The organism is Pseudomonas sp. SWI7 (assembly GCF_006351945.1).
GTDB classification, from domain to species: domain Bacteria; phylum Pseudomonadota; class Gammaproteobacteria; order Pseudomonadales; family Pseudomonadaceae; genus Aquipseudomonas; species Aquipseudomonas fulva.
The window spans coordinates 4,788,430-4,806,413 of record NZ_CP040930.1 but is presented as its reverse complement, the minus strand read 5'-3'; the positions used below and the strand labels follow the sequence as shown (position 1 = coordinate 4,806,413).

The following is a 17,984-nucleotide window of genomic DNA, read 5'->3' as shown; positions in this document are numbered from 1 at the left end:
TCAATTCATGAGGCACAGGCAGGGCAAGCGAGGCTGCACGCTTTCCTGCACTGCGCCAACGGGCTCCTAGCCCGGCACGCGACGGATCTTCGCGCCCAGCATCTGCAGTTTTTCCTCGATGCATTCGTAACCACGGTCGATGTGGTAGATGCGGTCGATCAGGGTGTCCCCTTCGGCTACCAGGGCCGACAGTACCAGACTGGCCGAGGCGCGCAAGTCGGTGGCCATGACCGGGGCGCCCTTGAGCGCATTGACGCCAGTGACGATGGCCGTGTTGCCCTCGACCTGGATCTGCGCGCCCATGCGGTGCATTTCATACACGTGCATGAAGCGGTTTTCGAAGATCGTCTCGATGACGGCGCCAGTGCCTTCAGCGATGGCGTTGAGCGAGATGAACTGCGCCTGCATGTCGGTCGGGAAGGCAGGATAGGGCGCGGTGCGCAGGTTGACGGCCTTGGGCCGCTTGCCGTGCATGTCCAGCTCGATCCAGTCGGTACCGGTGCTGATGTCGGCACCGGCTTCCTTGAGTTTTTCCAGCACCGCTTCAAGGATGGTCGGATCGGTGTCCTTGACCTTGACGCGGCCACCGGTCACGGCAGCGGCGACCAGGTAGGTACCGGTCTCGATACGGTCGGGCATGACCCGGTAGTTGGCCGAACCCAAACGCTCCACGCCATCGATGGTGATGGTGTCGGTGCCTGCGCCTTGCACGTTACCGCCCATGGCATTGATGAAGTTGGCCAGGTCGACCACTTCAGGCTCGCGCGCGGCGTTCTGCAACACGCTGCGACCCTTGGCCAGGGCTGCGGCCATCATGATGTTCTCGGTACCGGTCACGCTGACGGTATCGAAGAAGAAGTGCGCGCCGCGCAGCCCGCCTTCGGGCGCCTTGGCCTTGATGTAGCCGGCCTCGACTTCGATCGTTGCGCCCATGGCTTCCAGGCCGCGGATGTGCAGGTCGACCGGGCGTGAGCCAATGGCGCAACCGCCGGGCAACGCCACTTCGGCTTCACCGAAGCGGGCAACCATGGGGCCGAGCACCAGGATGGAGGCACGCATGGTCTTGACCAGCTCATACGGCGCTACCAGGGTCTTGATGCTGCGCGGGTCGATTTCCACCGCCAGCTTTTCGTCGATCACAGGCTCGATGCCCATGCGCCCGAACAGCTCGATCATGGTGGTGATGTCGTGCAGGTGCGGCAGGTTGCCTACGGTGACCGGGCCATCGGCCAGCAAGGTGGCGGCCAGGATTGGCAGGGCGGCGTTTTTCGCACCCGAAATGCGGATCTCGCCGTCAAGACGCGCGCCACCAGTGATAATCAGTTTGTCCATTTGGAATCTCGCCGCCTTGTGGCTCAGGTGCGCTCAGCCCAAGCTGCGCTGCTGAAAAATTTCATGGTTACCGCATGGATGCTGCCATTGGCGATCCATGGATTGAGGTGGGCGTAGATCGCCTGCTGACGCTTGACCGGGCTAAGGCCAGCCAGCTCGTCGCTGATCACGTTCAACTGGAAGTTGCAGCCTTCGCCTTCAACTTCGACCCGGGAACCCGGCAATTTTTCTTCAAGGAAGCTTTTAACTTCTAGGGCCTGCATGCTCAACCTCAATCGGCGCCCGATGCGCACGGGTCGGCCATCATACAAAAAAGCCCCTCGCCTGCGAAGCCCAACGAGGGAGTTCACTGACCGAGGGGCGATTCTACCGCCAGCGTTTCAGCTCGCCAGCACCTCGTCGAGGTCATAAACCTGGGCGATGTCACGCATGTCATCAGGCAGGCCCTGCACCTGGCAACGCTTGCCAGCGGCCTGAGCATCGCGCATGAAAGCCAGCAACAGCGACAGGCCCACGCTTGTGGAATGCTCGACGGCCGTGCAGTCGATGATCAGCTGCGCATCACCGCTGGCCTTGATCAGCGCCTGGCCCTGCTTGCGCAGCGCAGGGCCACTGCGGTAGTCCAGCACGCCAGCCAGGCGCAGTACGCCAGGCTCGTTCATGCTTGCGGTGGCGGCCGGGCTCATTTGACAGCCTTCTCCGGGGAGCTGTCGGCGCTCTGCTTGGCCTTGGCCACTTCGCCGGCCCAGCCGTCGATGGTCTTGTCCAGGTTGTTGCCATTGCGCTGCATGGCATCGGCGAACTGATCACGGAACAGCTTGCCGATGTTGATGCCGTTGACAATCACATTGCGCACCTTCCACTCGCCAGCGATGTTCTCCAACGTGTACTGCACCGGGTACACCGCACCGTTGTTACCGGTGACCTTCATGCCAACACTGGCACGCTTGCCATCATCGGCCTTGGCCGGGTCGACCACGATTCCTTCGTTGTTGTACTCAAGCAGGGCATTGCCGTAGAACTGCAGCAGGCTGCGCTTGAAGTTTTCCTGGAAGCGCTGCATCTGCTCGGGCGTGGCCTTGCGCGAATACTTGACGGTCATGATGCTCCTGGAGATACCGTCGGCATCGACCACCGGGCCGAGAATCCGATTGAGCGACTCGTAGAACGCATTGGGGTTGGCCTTGTACTGCTGCTTGTTGGCCTTCAGGTCACTCAGCAACTCGTTGGTGGTGCTCTGGATCACATCGTGGGGCGATTGTGCCGCCACGGCCAGCAAGGGGAAAGCCGCCAGCAGAACCAGCAGGCCACGTCGCAGAATCGATATCATGGAAACTCCTCAGTTGTCCGGTTGCGCGTCTCTGGGTTCCTTGCCAACGGAGTTGAGCAGGAACTTGCCAATCAGGTCTTCGAGTACCAGCGACGATTGGGTATCGTGAATGGTCGCACCCTCCTTGAGCACCTCTTCCTCACCGCCCACGCTGATGCCAATGTATTTCTCGCCAAGCAGCCCGGCAGTCAGGATCGACGCCGTGGAGTCGGTCGGCAGGTTATCCACCGACTTGTCCAGTTGCAGCGTCACCCGACCGGTGTACGAATCACGGTCCAGGTCGATGGCGGTGACCTTGCCGATGGTGACGCCGGCCATGGTCACCTTCGCTCTGACAGTCAAACCGGCGATATTGTCGAAGTAGGCATAAACTTTGTACGTATCGGTGGCGGGGCTGGCCGACAGGCCACTGACGCGCAGGGCCAGCATCAGCAACGCCAGAATGCCGGCCAGGAGGAACAGGCCGACACCGATTTCCAGGGTGCGGTTTTGCATCAGAAATCTCCAAACATCAAAGCGGTCAGAATAAAGTCCAGACCCAGTACAGCCAGCGAGGCATAGACCACGGTCTTGGTAGTGGCACGGCTGATCCCTTCGGAAGTGGGCTCGCAGTCATACCCTTGGAACACGGCAATCCAGGTGGTGACGAAGGCGAACACCAGGCTCTTGATCAACCCGTTGAGCACATCGTCGGTAAAGGAGACACTGTTCTGCATGTTGGCCCAGAAAGACCCTTCATAGACGCCCAGCCAGTCGACCGCCACCCACGAGCCACCCCAGATCCCCACCACGCTGAAGATCAGCGCCAGCAACGGCAATGAGATGAACCCTGCCCAAAGGCGCGGCGCAACGATGTATTTGAGGGGGTCTACGCCGATCATCTCGAGGCTGGAAAGCTGCTCGGTGGACTTCATGTTGCCGATCTCGGCCGTCAGGGCGGAACCGGCTCGGCCCGCGAACAGCAAGGCGGTCACCACCGGGCCCAGTTCGCGCAGCAGGGTCAGGGCAACCATCTGCCCCACCGCCTGCTCGGAGCCGTACTTGGTGAGGATGCTGTAGCCCTGCAGGGCCAGCACCATGCCGATGAACATGCCCGAGACCACCACGATGGCCAGGGACAGCACACCCACCGAATACAGCTGGCGAGTGAGCAGTTGGAAGCCGCCGCCGATGCCGCCGCGCCCAACCAGGGCATGGAACAGGAACAAGCAGGACCGCCCTAGCACCGCCAGCACGTCAATGGACGAGCGCCCCAGCAGGCGCACACGCTCAAGAATGGATTTCTGACGCATCAGCGCGCCCCCAACAGGTCGGCGCGGTAATCGGGCGCGGGGAAATGGAACGGCACGGGGCCATCGGGATCGCCTTTCATGAACTGGCGAATGCGCGGGTTATCGGAACCCATCAATTCGTCCGGCGTACCTTGCCCCAGCACCTGGCCATCTCCGACTACATAGATGTAGTCGGCGATGCTGGCAGTTTCTGCCAGGTCATGGGACACCACGATGCTGGTAATGCCCAGGGCATCGTTGAGCAGGCGAATCAAGCGCACCAGCACCCCCATGGCGATCGGGTCCTGGCCCACGAAGGGCTCGTCGTACATGAGGATCTGCGGGTCCAGGGCGATGGCCCGGGCCAGGGCCACGCGCCGCTTCATGCCGCCGGACAATTCGTCCGGCATCAGGTCGATGGCGCCGCGCAAGCCCACCGCCTGCAGCTTCATCAGCACGATGTCGCGAATCATCTCGTCCGGCAGTTGTGTGTGCACGCGCAGGGGGAACGCCACGTTTTCGAAGACATCGAGGTCGGTGAAAAGGGCACCACTCTGGAACAGCACGCCCATTTGCTTGCGTGCATCGAACAGGTCACTGCGCGAAAGCGCCGGCAGGTTCTGCCCGGCCACCCACACTTCCCCACTTGCAGGGCGCAGTTGCGCACCCATCAGACGAAGCAATGTGGTCTTGCCGCAACCCGATGGCCCCATGATGCCGGTGACCTTGCCGCGTGGGATACGGATGTCGACATTGTTGAAAATGCTGCGTGAACCGCGTTTGAAGGTAACCCCCTTCAACTCGACCGCGCAGGCGCTATCCACACTCATCTAGACTCCTTGCTAGTGCAGCCCTGTCCTAGTGGACGTCAGCCTTCATCGGGAAGGCACACGCCCCGGGCCAGGCCGAATAGCCGCGAACTATAACACCGCTCTGAACGCCGCCCCAAGGCCGTACCGCCCGCTGTTCAGCTAGTCGACAGCGTTTGGGGATATTGCCTACGACAATCGAAAGCGTGAGGGTTTCAATCATTACCGCTATAATCGCCGCCTTTTTATCAGACACTGCTTTTTCGACATGAGCCAATCCAGCGAGCTGATCCAATCCGCCCAACGCACCCTGCGCCTGGAACTCGAGGCCGTCACGGCCCTGATCGAGCGTATCGGCGACGACTTCGTCAAGGCCTGCGAGCTGATCCTGGCCAGCAAAGGCCGTGTCGTGGTGGTCGGCATGGGCAAGTCCGGGCATATCGGCAACAAGATCGCCGCCACCCTGGCCAGTACCGGCACACCGGCCTTCTTCGTGCACCCGGCCGAAGCCAGCCATGGCGACATGGGCATGATCACCCGCGACGACGTGATTCTCGCGCTGTCGAACTCTGGCAGTACTGCCGAAATCATCACCCTCTTGCCACTGATCAAGCGCCTGGGCATCAAGCTGGTGAGCCTGACCGGCAACCCGGCCTCGTCCCTGGCCCAGGCCGCCGACGTCAATCTCGACGCCAGCGTCGCCCAGGAAGCCTGCCCGTTGAACCTGGCGCCCACATCCTCCACCACCGCCTCCCTGGTGCTGGGGGATGCCCTTGCCATCGCCCTGCTCGAAGCACGCGGGTTCACCGCCGAGGATTTTGCCTTCTCCCACCCCGGCGGTGCGCTGGGGCGCAGGTTGCTGCTCAAGGTCGAGAACGTGATGCACGCCGGCGACGACCTGCCCAAGGTGACGCGCGGCACACTGCTCAAGGACGCCCTGCTTGAAATGTCCCGCAAAGGCCTGGGCATGACCGTGATCATCGAAGACGATGGCACGCTGGCCGGCGTCTTCACCGACGGCGACCTGCGCCGCAGCCTGGACCGCAACATCGATGTGCGCACCGCCTTGATCGAGGAGGTGATGACGGTACACGGCAAGACCGCCCGGGCCGAAATGCTGGCCGCTGAAGCGTTGAAAATCATGGAAGACAACAAGATTGGCGCACTGGTGGTGGTGGACGCCCACGACCGCCCCACCGGCGCCCTGAACATGCACGATCTGCTGCGCGCTGGCGTACTGTGAGGAGCTCCACGATGAATCAGGATCTGATGCAACGCGCCAAGGCCATCAAGCTGGCGGTCTTCGACGTCGATGGTGTACTCACCGACGGGCGTCTCTATTTTCTTGAAGACGGCAGCGAGTTCAAGACCTTCAATACCCTCGACGGGCACGGCATCAAGATGCTGATGGCGTCTGGCGTTACGACCGCGATCATCAGTGGGCGCAAGACACCGGTCGTCGAACGCAGGGCGAAGAACCTCGGCATCGCGCATCTGTATCAGGGGCGCGAAGACAAACTCGTGGTGCTCGACGGCCTGCTCGCCGAGCTGGGCCTGAGCTATGATCAGGTGGCTTACCTTGGCGATGACCTGCCGGACTTGCCGGTCATTCGGCGCGTAGCTCTGGGCATGGCCGTCGCCAACGCGGCGCCGTTCGTGCGCGAGCACGCTCACGGCGTGACCCAGGCCCGCGGCGGCGAAGGCGCCGCACGTGAATTCTGCGAACTCATCATGCAGGCCCAGGGCACCCTGGATGCTGCCAACGCCAACTACCTGTAAGGTTGCCCATGTTCAGCAAGAAAGCCAGAAACATCGTGCTGCTCGGGGCCATTGCGGCCCTGCTGGTGGCCGTCGGCTACTGGAACGTCAGCCCGGAGAGCTTCCTGGAGAAGCCAATCGCCCAGGTCGACGAGAGCGCCATCGACTACTACGCCATCAACGCCCACAGCGTCCAGTTCCTGCCCGACGGCAGGCTCCAGTACGAAATGACCGCCGACAAAGTCGAACATCTCAAGGCCAGCGAGGTCACGATGTTGACCACGCCGGACTTGCACCTGTACCGCGGCACGGCGTTTCCGTGGCATGTACAAAGCACCCGCGCCGAGGTCAACCCCGACGGCAGCGAGGTCGAGTTGATCGACAATGTGCGGGTTGCCCGCACTGACGAACAGAAGCGTGAGACCATCATCACCAGCTCGCGCATGACCGTGTTCCCGCAGAAGCAATATGCGCAGACCGAGCAAGCCGTTAGAATCGACGGCGCCGGTGGAACGACCACGGGCAAAGGAATGAAAGCGTACCTGAAAGAAGGCAGGATGGACCTGCTCTCTAACGTAAGAGGACAGTATGAGGCTCGTTAAAACCCTCCCCCTTTTGCTCAGCCTGAGCGCAGCACTGGGAAGCGCGAGCGCCCTCGCCCTGCCGAACGACCGTGACCAGCCGATTCGCATCCAGGCCGACAATGCGCACCTGGACGACAAGAAAGGCGTGGCCACCTATACCGGTGACGTGATCATCACCCAGGGCTCTATGATGATCAAAGGCAACACCGTAACCATCACTCGCACGAACGGTGGCGACATCGACGTGGTGACCTCGGTGGGCAACCTGGCCTATTTCGAGCAGCAACAAAGCGCGTCCAAGGCGGACAAGATGAAAGGCTGGGGCGTTACCATCCAGTACCAGGCCCAGAAAGACCTGGTGGTGCTCACCGACCGAGCCAAGGTGGAAAACGAAGGCAACACCACCGAAGGCGAGAAAATCGTCTACAACACCCAGACACAAGTAGCCACTGCCGGTCGGGGTGGCAACGTAACCACGCCACGTCAGCGTATCGACATGGTGATCCAGCCCAAGAAGAAGGCCGAGTAAATGGCAACCCTCAAAGCCCAGCACCTGGCCAAGAGCTACAAGGGCCGCCAGGTCGTGCGAGACGTCAGCCTGTCGATCGACAGCGGTCAGATCGTCGGCCTGCTCGGCCCCAATGGCGCCGGCAAGACTACGTGCTTCTACATGATCGTTGGCCTGGTTCAGGCCGATCAGGGGCGCGTGCTGATCGACAGCCTCGATGTCAGCCACCAGCCCATGCACGGTCGCGCCCGGGCCGGTATCGGCTATCTACCGCAGGAAGCGTCGATCTTCCGCAAGCTGTCGGTGGCCGACAACATCAAGGCGATCCTGGAAACCCGCAAGGATCTTGATCGCGAGGGCCAGCGCCAGGAGCTCGAAAGCCTGCTTCAGGAATTCCACATCAGCCACATTCGCGATAACCTGGGCATGAGCCTGTCCGGCGGCGAGCGGCGGCGTGTCGAGATTGCCCGGGCATTGGCAACCTCTCCAAAATTCATCTTGCTCGACGAGCCCTTCGCAGGCGTGGACCCCATTTCGGTCGGTGATATCAAGCAGATCATTCATCACCTCAAAGCCAAGGGCATCGGTGTGCTGATCACGGACCACAACGTGCGTGAAACGCTGGATATCTGTGAAACGGCCTACATCGTCAACGACGGCCGCCTGATCGCCGAGGGCGATGCCCAGACCATCCTGGCCAATGACCTGGTGAAAGAAGTTTACCTGGGGCACGAGTTCAGGCTTTGATCACGACGCGCGCCTTGGGCACGAACAAAGACGCCCCCAAGTCGGGCCAAGTTGTTACAGTGCTCTAGGCAAACGCTACAATTTAAGGCATAAATCTTGCTTGAAATGGCGCCCCGGCGCCCTCGTGTAGTGGAAGGCGCATGTGCGCCGGCGAACAAGGTACAAAGCATCTGCCATGAAACCATCGCTCGTCCTAAAAATGGGCCAGCAACTGACGATGACACCGCAGTTGCAACAGGCCATCCGCCTGCTCCAGCTTTCCACCCTGGACCTTCAGCAGGAAATCCAGGAAGCCCTGGAGTCCAATCCGATGCTCGAGCGCCAGGAAGACGGCGACGACTTCGACAACACCGACCCCATGGCGGACAACGCCGAGAACAAACCGACCAGCGACGTCCAGGACAACAGCTTCCAGGAAACCACTGCCAGCGCCGAAAACCTCGAAGACGGCGAGTGGAACGAACGCATCCCCAACGAGCTTCCTGTCGACACCGCCTGGGAAGACATCTACCAGACCAGTGCCAGCAGCCTGCCAAGCAATGACGACGACGAGTGGGATTTCACCACCCGCACTTCGGCTGGCGAGAGCCTGCAAAGCCATCTGCTGTGGCAGTTGAACCTGGCGCCGATGTCCGACACCGACCGGCTCATTGCAGTCACCTTGATCGACAGCATCAACAATCAGGGCTATCTGGAAGACAGTCTGGAAGAGATTTGTGCAGGGTTCGACCCTGAGCTCGACATCGAGCTGGACGAAGTCGAGGCAGTGCTGCATCGTATCCAGCAATTCGAACCTGCTGGTGTCGGCGCCCGCACGCTGGGCGAATGCCTGTTGCTGCAACTGCGCCAGCTGCCGGCCAGCACCCCGTGGATGACCGAGGCCATGCGCCTGGTCAGCGACTTCATCGACCTGCTGGGAAGCCGCGACTACAGCCAGCTCATGCGCCGCATGAAACTCAAGGAAGATGAGCTGCGCCAGGTCATCGAACTGGTGCAGAGTCTCAACCCTCGCCCAGGGTCGCAGATCGAGTCCAGTGAGCCCGAGTACGTGGTGCCGGATGTGATCGTGCGCAAGGACAGCGAGCGGTGGCTGGTGGAACTGAACCAGGAGGCGGTGCCACGCCTGCGCGTTAACGCGCAATACGCCGGGTTCGTACGCCGCGCCGACACCAGTGCCGACAACACCTTCATGCGCAACCAGTTGCAGGAAGCACGCTGGTTCATCAAGAGCCTGCAAAGCCGCAACGAAACCTTGATGAAGGTGGCTACGCAGATCGTCGAGCATCAGCGCGGTTTCCTGGACCACGGCGACGAGGCGATGAAGCCGCTGGTGCTGCACGACATCGCAGAAGCTGTGGGCATGCACGAGTCGACCATTTCCCGGGTCACCACCCAGAAGTACATGCACACCCCCCGCGGCATCTACGAGCTGAAATACTTTTTCTCGAGCCACGTCAGCACCTCCGAAGGCGGGGAATGCTCGTCCACGGCGATCCGCGCGATCATCAAGAAACTGGTTGCGGCGGAAAATCAGAAAAAGCCATTGAGTGACAGCAAGATCGCTGGTTTACTGGAGGCACAAGGCATCCAGGTCGCCCGTCGCACTGTCGCCAAGTACCGCGAGTCCCTGGGTATCGCACCCTCGAGCGAGCGCAAGCGATTGATGTAGCCCCTGAGATGTGCCACCGCGTTTGTGTGGCAGGTGCAACACCTGCCTCTTTGATGCACGGGCAACAAAAGGAGAAGCTGTATGCAAGTCAATATCAGTGGACAGCATGTAGAAGTCACCCAACCCTTGCGTGATTACGTGCTCGAAAAGCTCGCCCGCGTGGAGAGTCACTTCGACAAGATCACTAACGTGCAGGTCATCATGAAAGTCGAGAAGCTGCAGCAGAAGGTCGAAGCGACCTTGCAGATTCCTGGCGGTGAAGTGGTAGCCAACGCCGAACACGAAGACATGTATGCAGCCATCGACGCCTTGGCCGACAAGCTCGACCGCCAACTGAAAAAACACAAGGAAAAACAGCAAAGCCTGCTGCAAGGTGCAGCAGCCCGCTGATCCCCCTCATCCATGATCCGACTTGAAACCATCCTGACCCCCGGCCGTTCCCTCGTGAACGTGCCGGGCGGCAGCAAGAAGCGCGCCCTGGAAAAGGTCGCCACCCTGATTGCCGATCAAGTACCTGAACTTGAGATGCAAGACGTCTTCGAAAAACTGGTGGCCCGCGAAAAGCTGGGCTCCACTGGTTTCGGCAATGGCATCGCCATCCCCCATTGCCGCCTCGAAGGGTGCTCCTCACCGGTCAGCGCCCTTCTGCACCTTGACGCCCCCATCGATTATGACGCGATCGATGGCGCGCCCGTGGACCTGCTTTTCGTTCTGCTGGTTCCGGTTGCGGCCACCGATGCTCATCTGGAACTGCTGCGCCAGATAGCCAGCATGCTCGATCGCAAGGACGTTCGTGATCGCCTGCGTGCAGCCCAGAGCAGCGAGGCCTTGTTCCAGGTCGTCCTGGACGTACAGAACGAGCATTGAACATGCGCTTGATCATCGTCAGTGGCCGGTCCGGCTCCGGTAAGAGCACGGCCCTCGATGTCCTCGAAGACAACGGTTTCTACTGCATCGACAATTTGCCCGCCGGGCTGCTGCCGCAGTTGGCGGAAAGCGCGCTGCTCAACACCGAATTGCCGCAGCCCAAGGTTGCCGTATCGATTGACGCACGCAACCTGCCAAGCCACTTGTCGCGCTTTCCCGAACTGCTCGAACAAGCGCGTGCTCGTCACATCCAGTGCGACGTGCTGTACCTCGATGCCGACGAAGACACGCTGCTCAAGCGTTTTTCCGAAACCCGCCGACGCCACCCGTTGACCAATGCCGATCGCTCACTGGCCGAGGCGATTCGCGTCGAACGGGATTTGCTGGGGCCGATAGCTGACCTGGCCGATCTCAAGATCGACACCACCCGCCTGAATCTCTATCAGCTGCGTGACTCGATCAAGCTGCGCTTGTTGGACAAGCCAGAACCGGGTACGGCTTTTCTGGTGGAGTCATTCGGCTTCAAGCGGGGCATGCCGGTCGATGCCGATCTGGTGTTCGACGTGCGCTGCCTGCCCAACCCTTACTGGAAGCCAGAACTGCGCGAGCATTCCGGCCTTGAACAACCCGTCATCGACTACCTCGCGGCTCAGCCGGACGTCGAAGAGATGTTCACCGATATTTCCAGCTACCTGCTCAAGTGGCTGCCACGGTTCGCCGCCAGCAACCGTGCCTATGTCACCATCGCCATCGGATGCACTGGCGGCCATCATCGCTCGGTGTACCTCACCGAACGGCTGGGCCAGTTGCTCCAGCAATCTTTGAAAAACGTCCAGGTTCGCCACCGCGACCTCTAGCCCAAGGATCCGCCAGCTCATGCCCGCCCGCGAAATCACCATCATCAACAAACTGGGTCTGCATGCCCGGGCGGCAGCCAAATTCGTCGGGGTTGCCGGTCGCTTTCCCTGCCAGGTCAAGGTAGGTCGTGCCCCGGACAAGCTGGTCGATGGCAAGAGCATCATGGGGGTCATGATGCTGGCGGCGGGCAAAGGCACTCAGGTCTACCTGCACACCGAAGGCGAGCAGGACAGTGAAGCCATGCAGGCACTGGTCGAGTTGATCAACAACTATTTCGACGAGGGGGAGTAAGCCCTCGGCACGACCAGCAGGCGTTTCACATCGGCCGTCGCCAAGCGTGACGCCCTCCTCCTCACGCCCGCAGTCTGGCGGGCGCTTCAGGACATCGCGGTATCCATCACCATCATCAGGCAGAAACCGATGCACAGCCCCAGGCTGGCCAGGCGGTGATTACCGTGGCTGCGTGATTCGGGGATGATTTCCTGGGTCACGACCAGCAGCATCGCCCCTGCAGCGCAGGCGAGGCCCAGGGGCAACAGCAGTTGCGCCACATTCACCAGCCAGGCGCAGATAACGGCTGCCACGGGCTCCACCAGACCGGAGACGGCGCCGATGAGAAAGGCCTTGAAGCGCGACATGCCAGCCCCGGCGAGCACCAGCGCAATGACCAGCCCCTCCGGTACATCCTGCAAGGCGATGCCCATTGCCAGGCTGTCGGCAGCTGCCATGCCCCCGCCTGCAGACACGCCTATGGCCATGCCCTCTGGAATGTTGTGGGCGATGATGGCGAACACGAACAGCCATACGCGCGAAGCGATGACCGGCTCGTCAGGGGTCAGCCCTGAGGACGAGCCTGGCGAGAGTTTCAGGTCCACCAGGTAAAGGCACAACGCGCCTGCCAGCAGGCCCGCGCTGATGAGGCCGCCGGCTCCCCATGCACCAAAACCAATGGCCTGAGCGGCCTCCAACCCAGGCACTATCAGCGAGAAGGCCGTGGCCGCCAACATGACGCCAGCACCAAAGCCCAACAGTGTATCGGCCAATGCCACGGGCATGGTGCGGATAACCAGTACCGGCACCGCACCCAGGGCCGTCCCCAACGCGCACAGCGCGCCGCCCTCAAGTGCGCGCAACATACGTGGGTCCAGGTCGAGCCAGGCAAATGCGCGCGCCACCAGCAGCGCGGTACCCGCCAGCAGCAACAGGGTTCCAAGCGCCAGCCTGAACAGGCGCACGCTGCTGACGGACATGACTTCGGCGCGCATACCTGCCTGGCTCATTTCATGGCATCGAGGTAGCGGCGATTCACTTGCGCCCAGTCGATGACGTTGTAGAAGGCCCCGATGTACTCAGGCCGACGGTTCTGATACTTCAGGTAGTACGCGTGCTCCCAGACGTCCAGGCCGAGGATCGGTGTGTGGCCATGCATCAACGGGCTGTCCTGGTTGCCACTGCTCTCGACCACGAGGGTCCGCTGCGGGGTAACGCTCAGCCAGGCCCAACCACTGCCGAAGCGGGTGAGCGCAGCCTTGGTGAAGGCTTCCTTGAATGCCTCGAAGCCACCCAATTGTGTGTCGATGGTACGGGCAACTTCGCCCTGGGGCTCGCCTCCACCACGGGGGGACATCACCGTCCAGAACAGGCTGTGGTTGGCATGCCCGCCGCCATGGTTGGTCACGGCGCCTCGCAGGTTTTCAGGTAACTGCTCGACCTGTGCCACCAGCTTTTCCACCGGCCAGTCGGCCCATTCACTGTTCTCGACCGCTGCGTTGAGGCCATTGACGTACGTCTGGTGATGCTTGGTGTGATGGATCTCCATGGTCTGCGTGTCGATGTGCGGTTCCAGCGCATCGTAGGCGTAGGGCAGTGCAGGCAATGCATGAGGCATGTCAATGGACTCCGTGGGCAGGTTGAAGTGAACAGGCGCTGTGTCGGTTGAGCAGGTGCTCGGTGCGCGGGTACTGGCCGTGTTCGGCGATGAAACTCAACAACTCGGTGTAGGTACGGGCGCTGTGGCGCAGTGAGGCATCACGCAGCGCCCGTGGCAGGCACACGTCCTGACTGGCCTGCAACAGCCGTTGGTGCACGGCGCACAGGTAATCGGCGCTTTCATGGGGCTGCTGCAGACGCAGGTGCAGGTCGGCCAGGTTGTGATGCGCGATCACCAATGAGGCCACGGCTTGATCGGCATCCTCCCAGCGCGTGAACAGCACTTGGGCCAATGCCAGGGCCTGGAGATAATGTTCGCGAGCATCCACCAGCTCACCTTGCGAGAACAGCTGATTGGCGACTTGCGTGATGCGTTTCCAGTGCTGCATGACGAGCCTCCAGGGCCATTGCGCTGTTCAGATACCGCCAGCGGTCAGCTTTTCCGGATTCAGCAAAGCCTGCAACCGATCACGGGAAAGGTCGGTGTGCTCCAGCGCCACATCGATGATGGGCCGCCCTTGCGCATAAGCGGCCTTGGCGATCTCGGCTGCCTTGAGGTAACCAATGATCGGGTTCAGTGCCGTGACCAGGATTGGGTTACGCGCCAACGCCTCGTTGAGTTTGTTTTCATTGACCTTGAATGTGGCAATGGCTTTGTCTGCCAGCAACCGGCTGACATTGGCCATCAGCTCGATGCTTTCGAGCAGGTTACGGGCGATGACCGGCAACATGACATTGAGCTCGAAGTTGCCGGACTGCCCCGCTACCGCGATCGTTGCGTCATTGCCGATGACCTGAGCGGCGACCATGGCGGTGGCTTCAGGAATCACCGGATTGACCTTTCCAGGCATGATCGACGAGCCAGGTTGCAAGCCCTGCAGCTCGATTTCACCCAAGCCCGCCAAGGGCCCCGAGTTCATCCAGCGCAGGTCGTTGGCGATCTTCATCAACGCCACCGCCGTGGTCTTGAGCTGGCCAGACAGTGCAACGGCAGTGTCCTGGGAGCCGATCAGGGCAAACAGATTCTGAGCAGGGCGAAACGCTACGCCCGTCAACGCGCTGAGGTGACGGGCGAAGCCGGCTGCGAAATCAGGATGGGCGTTGATCCCGGTGCCCACGGCCGTGCCGCCCTGGGCCAGGGCCTGCAGGCTAGGCAAGGTGGCCTCTATGTGCGCCTTGGCACCAGCGACCTGCGCCGCCCAGCCATCGAGCACTTGGCTCATGCGCACAGGCATGGCATCCATCAAGTGCGTACGGCCTGTCTTGATATAGGGACGAACCTGGATCGACTTGGCTTCGATCACCTGCACGAGGTGGCTCAGCGCTGGCAGCAGTTGCTCGTGGAGCGCCAGGGCTGCGCTCACATGAATGGTGGTTGGAATGATGTCATTGCTGCTCTGCCCGCAATTGACGTGGTCATTGGGATTGACCGCTTCGCTCGCGACCCGGCTGGCCAGCGTTGCAATCACTTCGTTGGCGTTCATGTTGGAACTGGTGCCGGAACCGGTCTGGAACACATCGACCGGAAAATGCACGCTGAAGTCTTCTGCCAACAGTTGCTGTACGGCCGTGACGATCGCCTGGCCTTGCTGCTCAGACAACTGCTCCAGTTCGACGTTGGCGTTAGCCGCCGCTGCCTTGGCCAGCAGCAGCGCGCGTATGAACTGGGCAGGCATGCGCTGGCCACTGATGGGGAAATTGTCGACCGCACGCTGGGTCTGCGCGCCGTACAGCGCGTCTGCCGGCACGTGCAACTCGCCCATGCTGTCACGCTCGATGCGGGTATTGATCATCATCGGGTCCTTGCATCAATTCATCGGGGGAAATCGAGGGCAGCAAACGGCAATTGGCCAGTTGCAGGGCATAGGGCTGCCAGCGCTGGTTCTGTTCCTGTCGGTCGAGGTTGCGCAGGATCAACAGTGGCCGCCAGGCCTGATCCAGGCACTGGCAGCGCCAGTGCCAAGGCAGCATGCGGTCGCAGGCGGTATCGAGCAGCAGGCGGAAGGAGGTCAATGCCACCGTCCAGGGTGACGTCTGGGTGCAACACACCAGGTAACGCCCTTCCGCCAGGTAATGTTCGATCAGGCGCGGCTCATCGGGCTCGAGCGCACAGCGGATCCGGCGACTGAGCCAGCGCCAGTTTTCAAGATAGGGCAGTTCGCGAAGGGCGGTCGTCATGAACATCATCATCGTGCAGCTGTGAAATGATATTCATTATTAATTGATAAACAGAATCAATTCAACCGTAGATGGTGTGAAGGGGCCGCCGCTTGATCTTCTGCCGCGAAAAAAAAAGGGGCCGCTGCGCGGCCCCAACGGCTTCACATGAAGAGGATCAACTACCGGCAACCATCATCCGCTCGATCAACACCGAGCCTGTATGAATGTTGCTGCGGGTCTCCAGGTCGCTGCCAATCGCCACGATCTGCTTGAACATGTCCTTCATGTTGCCCGCGATGGTGACTTCCTGGACGGCGTGCTGGATCTCGCCATTCTCGACCCAGAAACCGGCCGCACCACGGGAATAGTCCCCTGTCACCATGTTCAGGCCATGGCCCATCAATTCGGTGACCAGCAGGCCGCGCCCCATGCGTCGGATCAACGCGGCCTGGTCTTCACTGCCATGGGTGACGAACAGGTTGTGCACGCCGCCTGAGTTGGCGGTACTGGGCAGACCCAGTTTGCGCCCCGAGTAGGTACCGAGCAGGTAGGACACCAGCTGGCCCTTATCCACGAACGGTTTGGCGTAGGTTGCCAGGCCATCACCATCGAAGGCTGCGCTGCCCAACGCGCGCGGGATGTGAGGGCGCTCGTCCAAGGTCAGCCAGGCAGGGAACAACTGTTGGCCGAGGGCGCCTTCAAGGAAGGAGGACTTGCGGTACAGGTTCCCACCGGAAACCGCCGACAGGAAGCTGCCGAACAGCCCGCCTGCCAATTCGGCCGAGAACAGTACCGGCACCTCACAGGTCGGCACCGGCCGTGCGCCCAGGCGACTGGCGGCGCGTTGGGCGGCGCGGATACCGATGCTGCGCGGGTCAGCCAGCAGGTTACCTTGGCGATTGACGTCGTACCAGTAGTCACGCTGCATCTGCCCATCGCCCTCGGCGATCATCACGCAGCTCAGGCTGTGACGGGTGGAGGCGTAGCCACCGACAAAGCCGTTGCTGTTGCCATACACCCTGCACCCCTGGTGGGTGTTGAGCGAGGTGCCATCGGCGTTGAGAATTCGAGGATCAGCGTCGAAGGCCGCAGCTTCGCACGCCAAGGCCATTTCAATGGCCTTCTCCGGCTCCAGGTTCCAGTCGTGGTAGAGGTCGAGGTCCGGAACATCGCGGGCCATCAGGGCGGCGTCGGCAAGCCCGGCGCATTCGTCCTCGGAGGTGTGCTTGGCAATGGCCAGCGCAGCTGCGACGGTTTCGCGAATGGCGTCCGAACCACTGGCCGAGGTGCTGGCCGAGCCTTTGCGCTGCCCGACGTACAGGGTGATACCAAAGCCCTGGTCACGGTTGAACTCAACCGTCTCGACCTCGCGCTGGCGGACCGTGGTGGACAGGCCCTGCTCCAGCGACACCGCCACTTCGCAGGCGCTGGCACCCTGGCGGCGGGCCTCGGCAATGATCGCTTCGACCTGCTCTTGCAAGGCTGGCAGATCGTTCGGGCCGATACTCTGGACTGCACTCATGGTTTTCTCCACTCAGAATTCTGCGTTCGGCAAGGGCCATTCAACGGCCGGGCCGGACAAGCGGCCCCCGACTGGTTATCATGGCGGCGATCTTTAGCGGACTGCCACCATGGTTGATTCAAACGACGACGCCTTCGACGGCGAAAAAAGCAAAACCCAGATCAAGCGCGAACTGCATGCGCTGGTCGAACTCGGCGAGCGGCTCACCACCCTCAAGGCCGATACCCTGGCGCGCCTGCCCTTGACCGATGAACTGCGCAAGGCATTGGCCGAAGCCAGCAAGCACACCGCGCATGGGGCTCGCAAACGCCACATGTCGTTCGTCGGCAAGCTGATGCGTGTACAGGACCTGGACGCCATTCACGCCCTGCTGGAACAGATGGACAGCTCCACCCGCCAGTACAACGAGCGTTTTCACGGCCTTGAACGCTGGCGTGATCGGTTGATCGACGGCAACGACGAGGACCTCGAACGGTTCGTCAACGAATACCCGGAGACCGACCGCCAGCAGCTGCGCTCGCTGGTGCGCCATGCCCAGCACGAAAAGGCCAGGAACAAACCCCCTGCCGCTTCGCGCAAGGTGTTCAAGTACATTCGCGATCTGGACGAGCTGCAGCGCGGGCTGCGCTGATCGCGGCGG

24 protein-coding genes are annotated in these 17,984 nt (G+C 61.4%); 11 read left to right on the top strand and 13 right to left on the bottom strand.

Annotated elements, in window-relative coordinates:
- Positions 1-66: 66 nt before the first annotated feature.
- From murA to FH041_RS22010, 7 genes are all read right to left on the bottom strand, one after another.
- Positions 67-1,332, bottom strand: coding sequence for a UDP-N-acetylglucosamine 1-carboxyvinyltransferase (gene murA / locus FH041_RS22040; RefSeq protein ID WP_027913751.1), 1,266 nt, complete (start codon positions 1,330-1,332; stop codon positions 67-69).
- A gap of 23 nt (positions 1,333-1,355) precedes the next feature.
- Positions 1,356-1,595 (bottom strand): BolA family protein, encoded by a 240-nt coding sequence (locus FH041_RS22035; RefSeq protein WP_019471361.1) that lies wholly within the window; start codon positions 1,593-1,595, stop codon positions 1,356-1,358.
- 117 nt (positions 1,596-1,712) lie between these two features.
- Positions 1,713-2,018: a lipid asymmetry maintenance protein MlaB gene (locus FH041_RS22030; protein WP_027913750.1), complete on the bottom strand. Its 306-nt coding sequence runs from the start codon at positions 2,016-2,018 to the stop codon at positions 1,713-1,715.
- Positions 2,015-2,662: a phospholipid-binding protein MlaC gene (locus tag FH041_RS22025; RefSeq protein WP_027913749.1), complete on the bottom strand. Its 648-nt coding sequence runs from the start codon at positions 2,660-2,662 to the stop codon at positions 2,015-2,017. Before FH041_RS22025 ends, FH041_RS22030 begins: the two co-directional genes overlap by 4 nt.
- Before the next feature lie 9 nt (positions 2,663-2,671).
- Positions 2,672-3,157, bottom strand: a complete 486-nt coding sequence (mlaD, locus tag FH041_RS22020; RefSeq protein ID WP_027913748.1) for an outer membrane lipid asymmetry maintenance protein MlaD — start codon at positions 3,155-3,157, stop codon at positions 2,672-2,674.
- On the bottom strand, positions 3,157-3,954 hold the full coding sequence (gene mlaE, locus FH041_RS22015) for a lipid asymmetry maintenance ABC transporter permease subunit MlaE (RefSeq protein WP_023533432.1): 798 nt from the start codon (positions 3,952-3,954) through the stop codon (positions 3,157-3,159). The genes mlaD and mlaE overlap by 1 nt, the downstream gene beginning before the upstream one ends.
- Complete coding sequence (locus tag FH041_RS22010) at positions 3,954-4,763, bottom strand: ATP-binding cassette domain-containing protein (RefSeq protein WP_023533446.1); 810 nt, start codon at positions 4,761-4,763, stop codon at positions 3,954-3,956. Before FH041_RS22010 ends, mlaE begins: the two co-directional genes overlap by 1 nt.
- 247 nt (positions 4,764-5,010) lie before the next feature.
- On the opposite strand from FH041_RS22010, the gene FH041_RS22005 reads away from it, so the two are divergent.
- The 10 genes from FH041_RS22005 to FH041_RS21960 all read left to right on the top strand — a co-directional run bounded on the left by FH041_RS22005 (position 5,011) and on the right by FH041_RS21960 (position 12,024).
- Positions 5,011-5,985: a KpsF/GutQ family sugar-phosphate isomerase gene (locus tag FH041_RS22005; RefSeq protein ID WP_027913746.1), complete on the top strand. Its 975-nt coding sequence runs from the start codon at positions 5,011-5,013 to the stop codon at positions 5,983-5,985.
- Positions 5,986-5,996: 11 nt separating this feature from the next.
- A complete protein-coding gene (locus FH041_RS22000) occupies positions 5,997-6,521 on the top strand; it encodes an HAD family hydrolase (protein WP_027913745.1) in 525 nt (174 codons plus the stop codon).
- An 8-nt stretch (positions 6,522-6,529) separates the two neighbouring features.
- Positions 6,530-7,102 carry an LPS export ABC transporter periplasmic protein LptC gene (gene lptC / locus FH041_RS21995; protein WP_027913744.1) on the top strand — a complete coding sequence of 191 codons (573 nt, stop codon included), beginning with the start codon at positions 6,530-6,532 and terminating at the stop codon, positions 7,100-7,102.
- The gene (gene lptA, locus FH041_RS21990; protein ID WP_023533341.1) at positions 7,089-7,613 is read left to right on the top strand and encodes a lipopolysaccharide transport periplasmic protein LptA; all 525 of its coding nucleotides are present in this window, start codon (positions 7,089-7,091) and stop codon (positions 7,611-7,613) included. Before lptC ends, lptA begins: the two co-directional genes overlap by 14 nt.
- Positions 7,614-8,339, top strand: a complete 726-nt coding sequence (lptB, locus tag FH041_RS21985; RefSeq protein ID WP_027913743.1) for an LPS export ABC transporter ATP-binding protein — start codon at positions 7,614-7,616, stop codon at positions 8,337-8,339.
- A gap of 175 nt (positions 8,340-8,514) precedes the next feature.
- Complete coding sequence (locus tag FH041_RS21980; protein ID WP_023533448.1) at positions 8,515-10,008, top strand: RNA polymerase factor sigma-54; 1,494 nt, start codon at positions 8,515-8,517, stop codon at positions 10,006-10,008.
- 81 nt (positions 10,009-10,089) lie between these two features.
- Positions 10,090-10,398 (top strand): ribosome hibernation-promoting factor, HPF/YfiA family, encoded by a 309-nt coding sequence (gene hpf, locus FH041_RS21975; protein ID WP_003255135.1) that lies wholly within the window; start codon positions 10,090-10,092, stop codon positions 10,396-10,398.
- A gap of 12 nt (positions 10,399-10,410) precedes the next feature.
- Positions 10,411-10,875, top strand: a complete 465-nt coding sequence (gene ptsN / locus FH041_RS21970; protein ID WP_027913742.1) for a PTS IIA-like nitrogen regulatory protein PtsN — start codon at positions 10,411-10,413, stop codon at positions 10,873-10,875.
- Positions 10,876-10,877: 2 nt separating this feature from the next.
- On the top strand, positions 10,878-11,732 hold the full coding sequence (rapZ, locus tag FH041_RS21965; RefSeq protein WP_023533444.1) for an RNase adapter RapZ: 855 nt from the start codon (positions 10,878-10,880) through the stop codon (positions 11,730-11,732).
- A gap of 19 nt (positions 11,733-11,751) precedes the next feature.
- Positions 11,752-12,024 (top strand): HPr family phosphocarrier protein, encoded by a 273-nt coding sequence (locus tag FH041_RS21960; RefSeq protein WP_028687055.1) that lies wholly within the window; start codon positions 11,752-11,754, stop codon positions 12,022-12,024.
- 86 nt (positions 12,025-12,110) lie between these two features.
- On the opposite strand, the gene FH041_RS21955 is transcribed toward FH041_RS21960, so the two are convergent.
- The 6 genes from FH041_RS21955 to pmbA form a co-directional block, all read right to left on the bottom strand.
- Positions 12,111-12,998 (bottom strand): ZIP family metal transporter, encoded by an 888-nt coding sequence (locus FH041_RS21955; protein ID WP_088523087.1) that lies wholly within the window; start codon positions 12,996-12,998, stop codon positions 12,111-12,113.
- Positions 12,999-13,009: 11 nt separating this feature from the next.
- Positions 13,010-13,621, bottom strand: coding sequence for a superoxide dismutase (locus FH041_RS21950; protein ID WP_088523088.1), 612 nt, complete (start codon positions 13,619-13,621; stop codon positions 13,010-13,012).
- Between the two features lies 1 nt (position 13,622).
- Positions 13,623-14,051: a hypothetical protein gene (locus tag FH041_RS21945; RefSeq protein ID WP_088523089.1), complete on the bottom strand. Its 429-nt coding sequence runs from the start codon at positions 14,049-14,051 to the stop codon at positions 13,623-13,625.
- 27 nt (positions 14,052-14,078) lie between these two features.
- Positions 14,079-15,455, bottom strand: a complete 1,377-nt coding sequence (locus FH041_RS21940; RefSeq protein ID WP_088523090.1) for a lyase family protein — start codon at positions 15,453-15,455, stop codon at positions 14,079-14,081.
- Positions 15,430-15,849, bottom strand: a complete 420-nt coding sequence (locus tag FH041_RS21935) for a hypothetical protein (RefSeq protein WP_027913736.1) — start codon at positions 15,847-15,849, stop codon at positions 15,430-15,432. The genes FH041_RS21940 and FH041_RS21935 overlap by 26 nt, the downstream gene beginning before the upstream one ends.
- A gap of 148 nt (positions 15,850-15,997) precedes the next feature.
- Positions 15,998-17,344: a metalloprotease PmbA gene (pmbA, locus tag FH041_RS21930; RefSeq protein WP_049695486.1), complete on the bottom strand. Its 1,347-nt coding sequence runs from the start codon at positions 17,342-17,344 to the stop codon at positions 15,998-16,000.
- A gap of 109 nt (positions 17,345-17,453) precedes the next feature.
- Here pmbA and yjgA point away from each other — a divergent pair, with 109 nt between their 5' ends.
- Entirely contained in the window at positions 17,454-17,975 is a 522-nt protein-coding gene (yjgA, locus tag FH041_RS21925) for a ribosome biogenesis factor YjgA (RefSeq protein ID WP_023533376.1), read from the top strand.
- The last annotated feature ends 9 nt before the right edge of the window (positions 17,976-17,984 follow it).

Excerpts from the sequence above, each read along its gene's own strand:
- yjgA (WP_023533376.1), top strand. The coding sequence starts at position 17,454 with ATGGTTGATTCAAACGACGACGCCTTCGACGGCGAAAAAAGCAAAACC.
- FH041_RS22025 (WP_027913749.1), bottom strand. The coding sequence starts at position 2,662 with ATGATATCGATTCTGCGACGTGGCCTGCTGGTTCTGCTGGCGGCTTTC.
- mlaD (WP_027913748.1), bottom strand. The coding sequence starts at position 3,157 with ATGCAAAACCGCACCCTGGAAATCGGTGTCGGCCTGTTCCTCCTGGCC.
- mlaE (WP_023533432.1), bottom strand. The coding sequence starts at position 3,954 with ATGCGTCAGAAATCCATTCTTGAGCGTGTGCGCCTGCTGGGGCGCTCG.
- FH041_RS22000 (WP_027913745.1), top strand. The coding sequence starts at position 5,997 with ATGAATCAGGATCTGATGCAACGCGCCAAGGCCATCAAGCTGGCGGTC.
- hpf (WP_003255135.1), top strand. The coding sequence starts at position 10,090 with ATGCAAGTCAATATCAGTGGACAGCATGTAGAAGTCACCCAACCCTTG.
- rapZ (WP_023533444.1), top strand. The coding sequence starts at position 10,878 with ATGCGCTTGATCATCGTCAGTGGCCGGTCCGGCTCCGGTAAGAGCACG.
- FH041_RS21955 (WP_088523087.1), bottom strand. The coding sequence starts at position 12,998 with ATGCGCGCCGAAGTCATGTCCGTCAGCAGCGTGCGCCTGTTCAGGCTG.
- murA (WP_027913751.1), bottom strand. The coding sequence starts at position 1,332 with ATGGACAAACTGATTATCACTGGTGGCGCGCGTCTTGACGGCGAGATC.
- FH041_RS22035 (WP_019471361.1), bottom strand. The coding sequence starts at position 1,595 with ATGCAGGCCCTAGAAGTTAAAAGCTTCCTTGAAGAAAAATTGCCGGGT.
- lptC (WP_027913744.1), top strand. The coding sequence starts at position 6,530 with ATGTTCAGCAAGAAAGCCAGAAACATCGTGCTGCTCGGGGCCATTGCG.
- FH041_RS21960 (WP_028687055.1), top strand. The coding sequence starts at position 11,752 with ATGCCCGCCCGCGAAATCACCATCATCAACAAACTGGGTCTGCATGCC.
- lptB (WP_027913743.1), top strand. The coding sequence starts at position 7,614 with ATGGCAACCCTCAAAGCCCAGCACCTGGCCAAGAGCTACAAGGGCCGC.
- pmbA (WP_049695486.1), bottom strand. The coding sequence starts at position 17,344 with ATGAGTGCAGTCCAGAGTATCGGCCCGAACGATCTGCCAGCCTTGCAA.
- FH041_RS21980 (WP_023533448.1), top strand. The coding sequence starts at position 8,515 with ATGAAACCATCGCTCGTCCTAAAAATGGGCCAGCAACTGACGATGACA.
- FH041_RS21940 (WP_088523090.1), bottom strand. The coding sequence starts at position 15,455 with ATGATCAATACCCGCATCGAGCGTGACAGCATGGGCGAGTTGCACGTG.
- FH041_RS21950 (WP_088523088.1), bottom strand. The coding sequence starts at position 13,621 with ATGCCTCATGCATTGCCTGCACTGCCCTACGCCTACGATGCGCTGGAA.
- FH041_RS22030 (WP_027913750.1), bottom strand. The coding sequence starts at position 2,018 with ATGAGCCCGGCCGCCACCGCAAGCATGAACGAGCCTGGCGTACTGCGC.
- FH041_RS22010 (WP_023533446.1), bottom strand. The coding sequence starts at position 4,763 with ATGAGTGTGGATAGCGCCTGCGCGGTCGAGTTGAAGGGGGTTACCTTC.
- FH041_RS21935 (WP_027913736.1), bottom strand. The coding sequence starts at position 15,849 with ATGATGTTCATGACGACCGCCCTTCGCGAACTGCCCTATCTTGAAAAC.
- lptA (WP_023533341.1), top strand. The coding sequence starts at position 7,089 with ATGAGGCTCGTTAAAACCCTCCCCCTTTTGCTCAGCCTGAGCGCAGCA.
- FH041_RS21945 (WP_088523089.1), bottom strand. The coding sequence starts at position 14,051 with ATGCAGCACTGGAAACGCATCACGCAAGTCGCCAATCAGCTGTTCTCG.
- FH041_RS22005 (WP_027913746.1), top strand. The coding sequence starts at position 5,011 with ATGAGCCAATCCAGCGAGCTGATCCAATCCGCCCAACGCACCCTGCGC.
- ptsN (WP_027913742.1), top strand. The coding sequence starts at position 10,411 with ATGATCCGACTTGAAACCATCCTGACCCCCGGCCGTTCCCTCGTGAAC.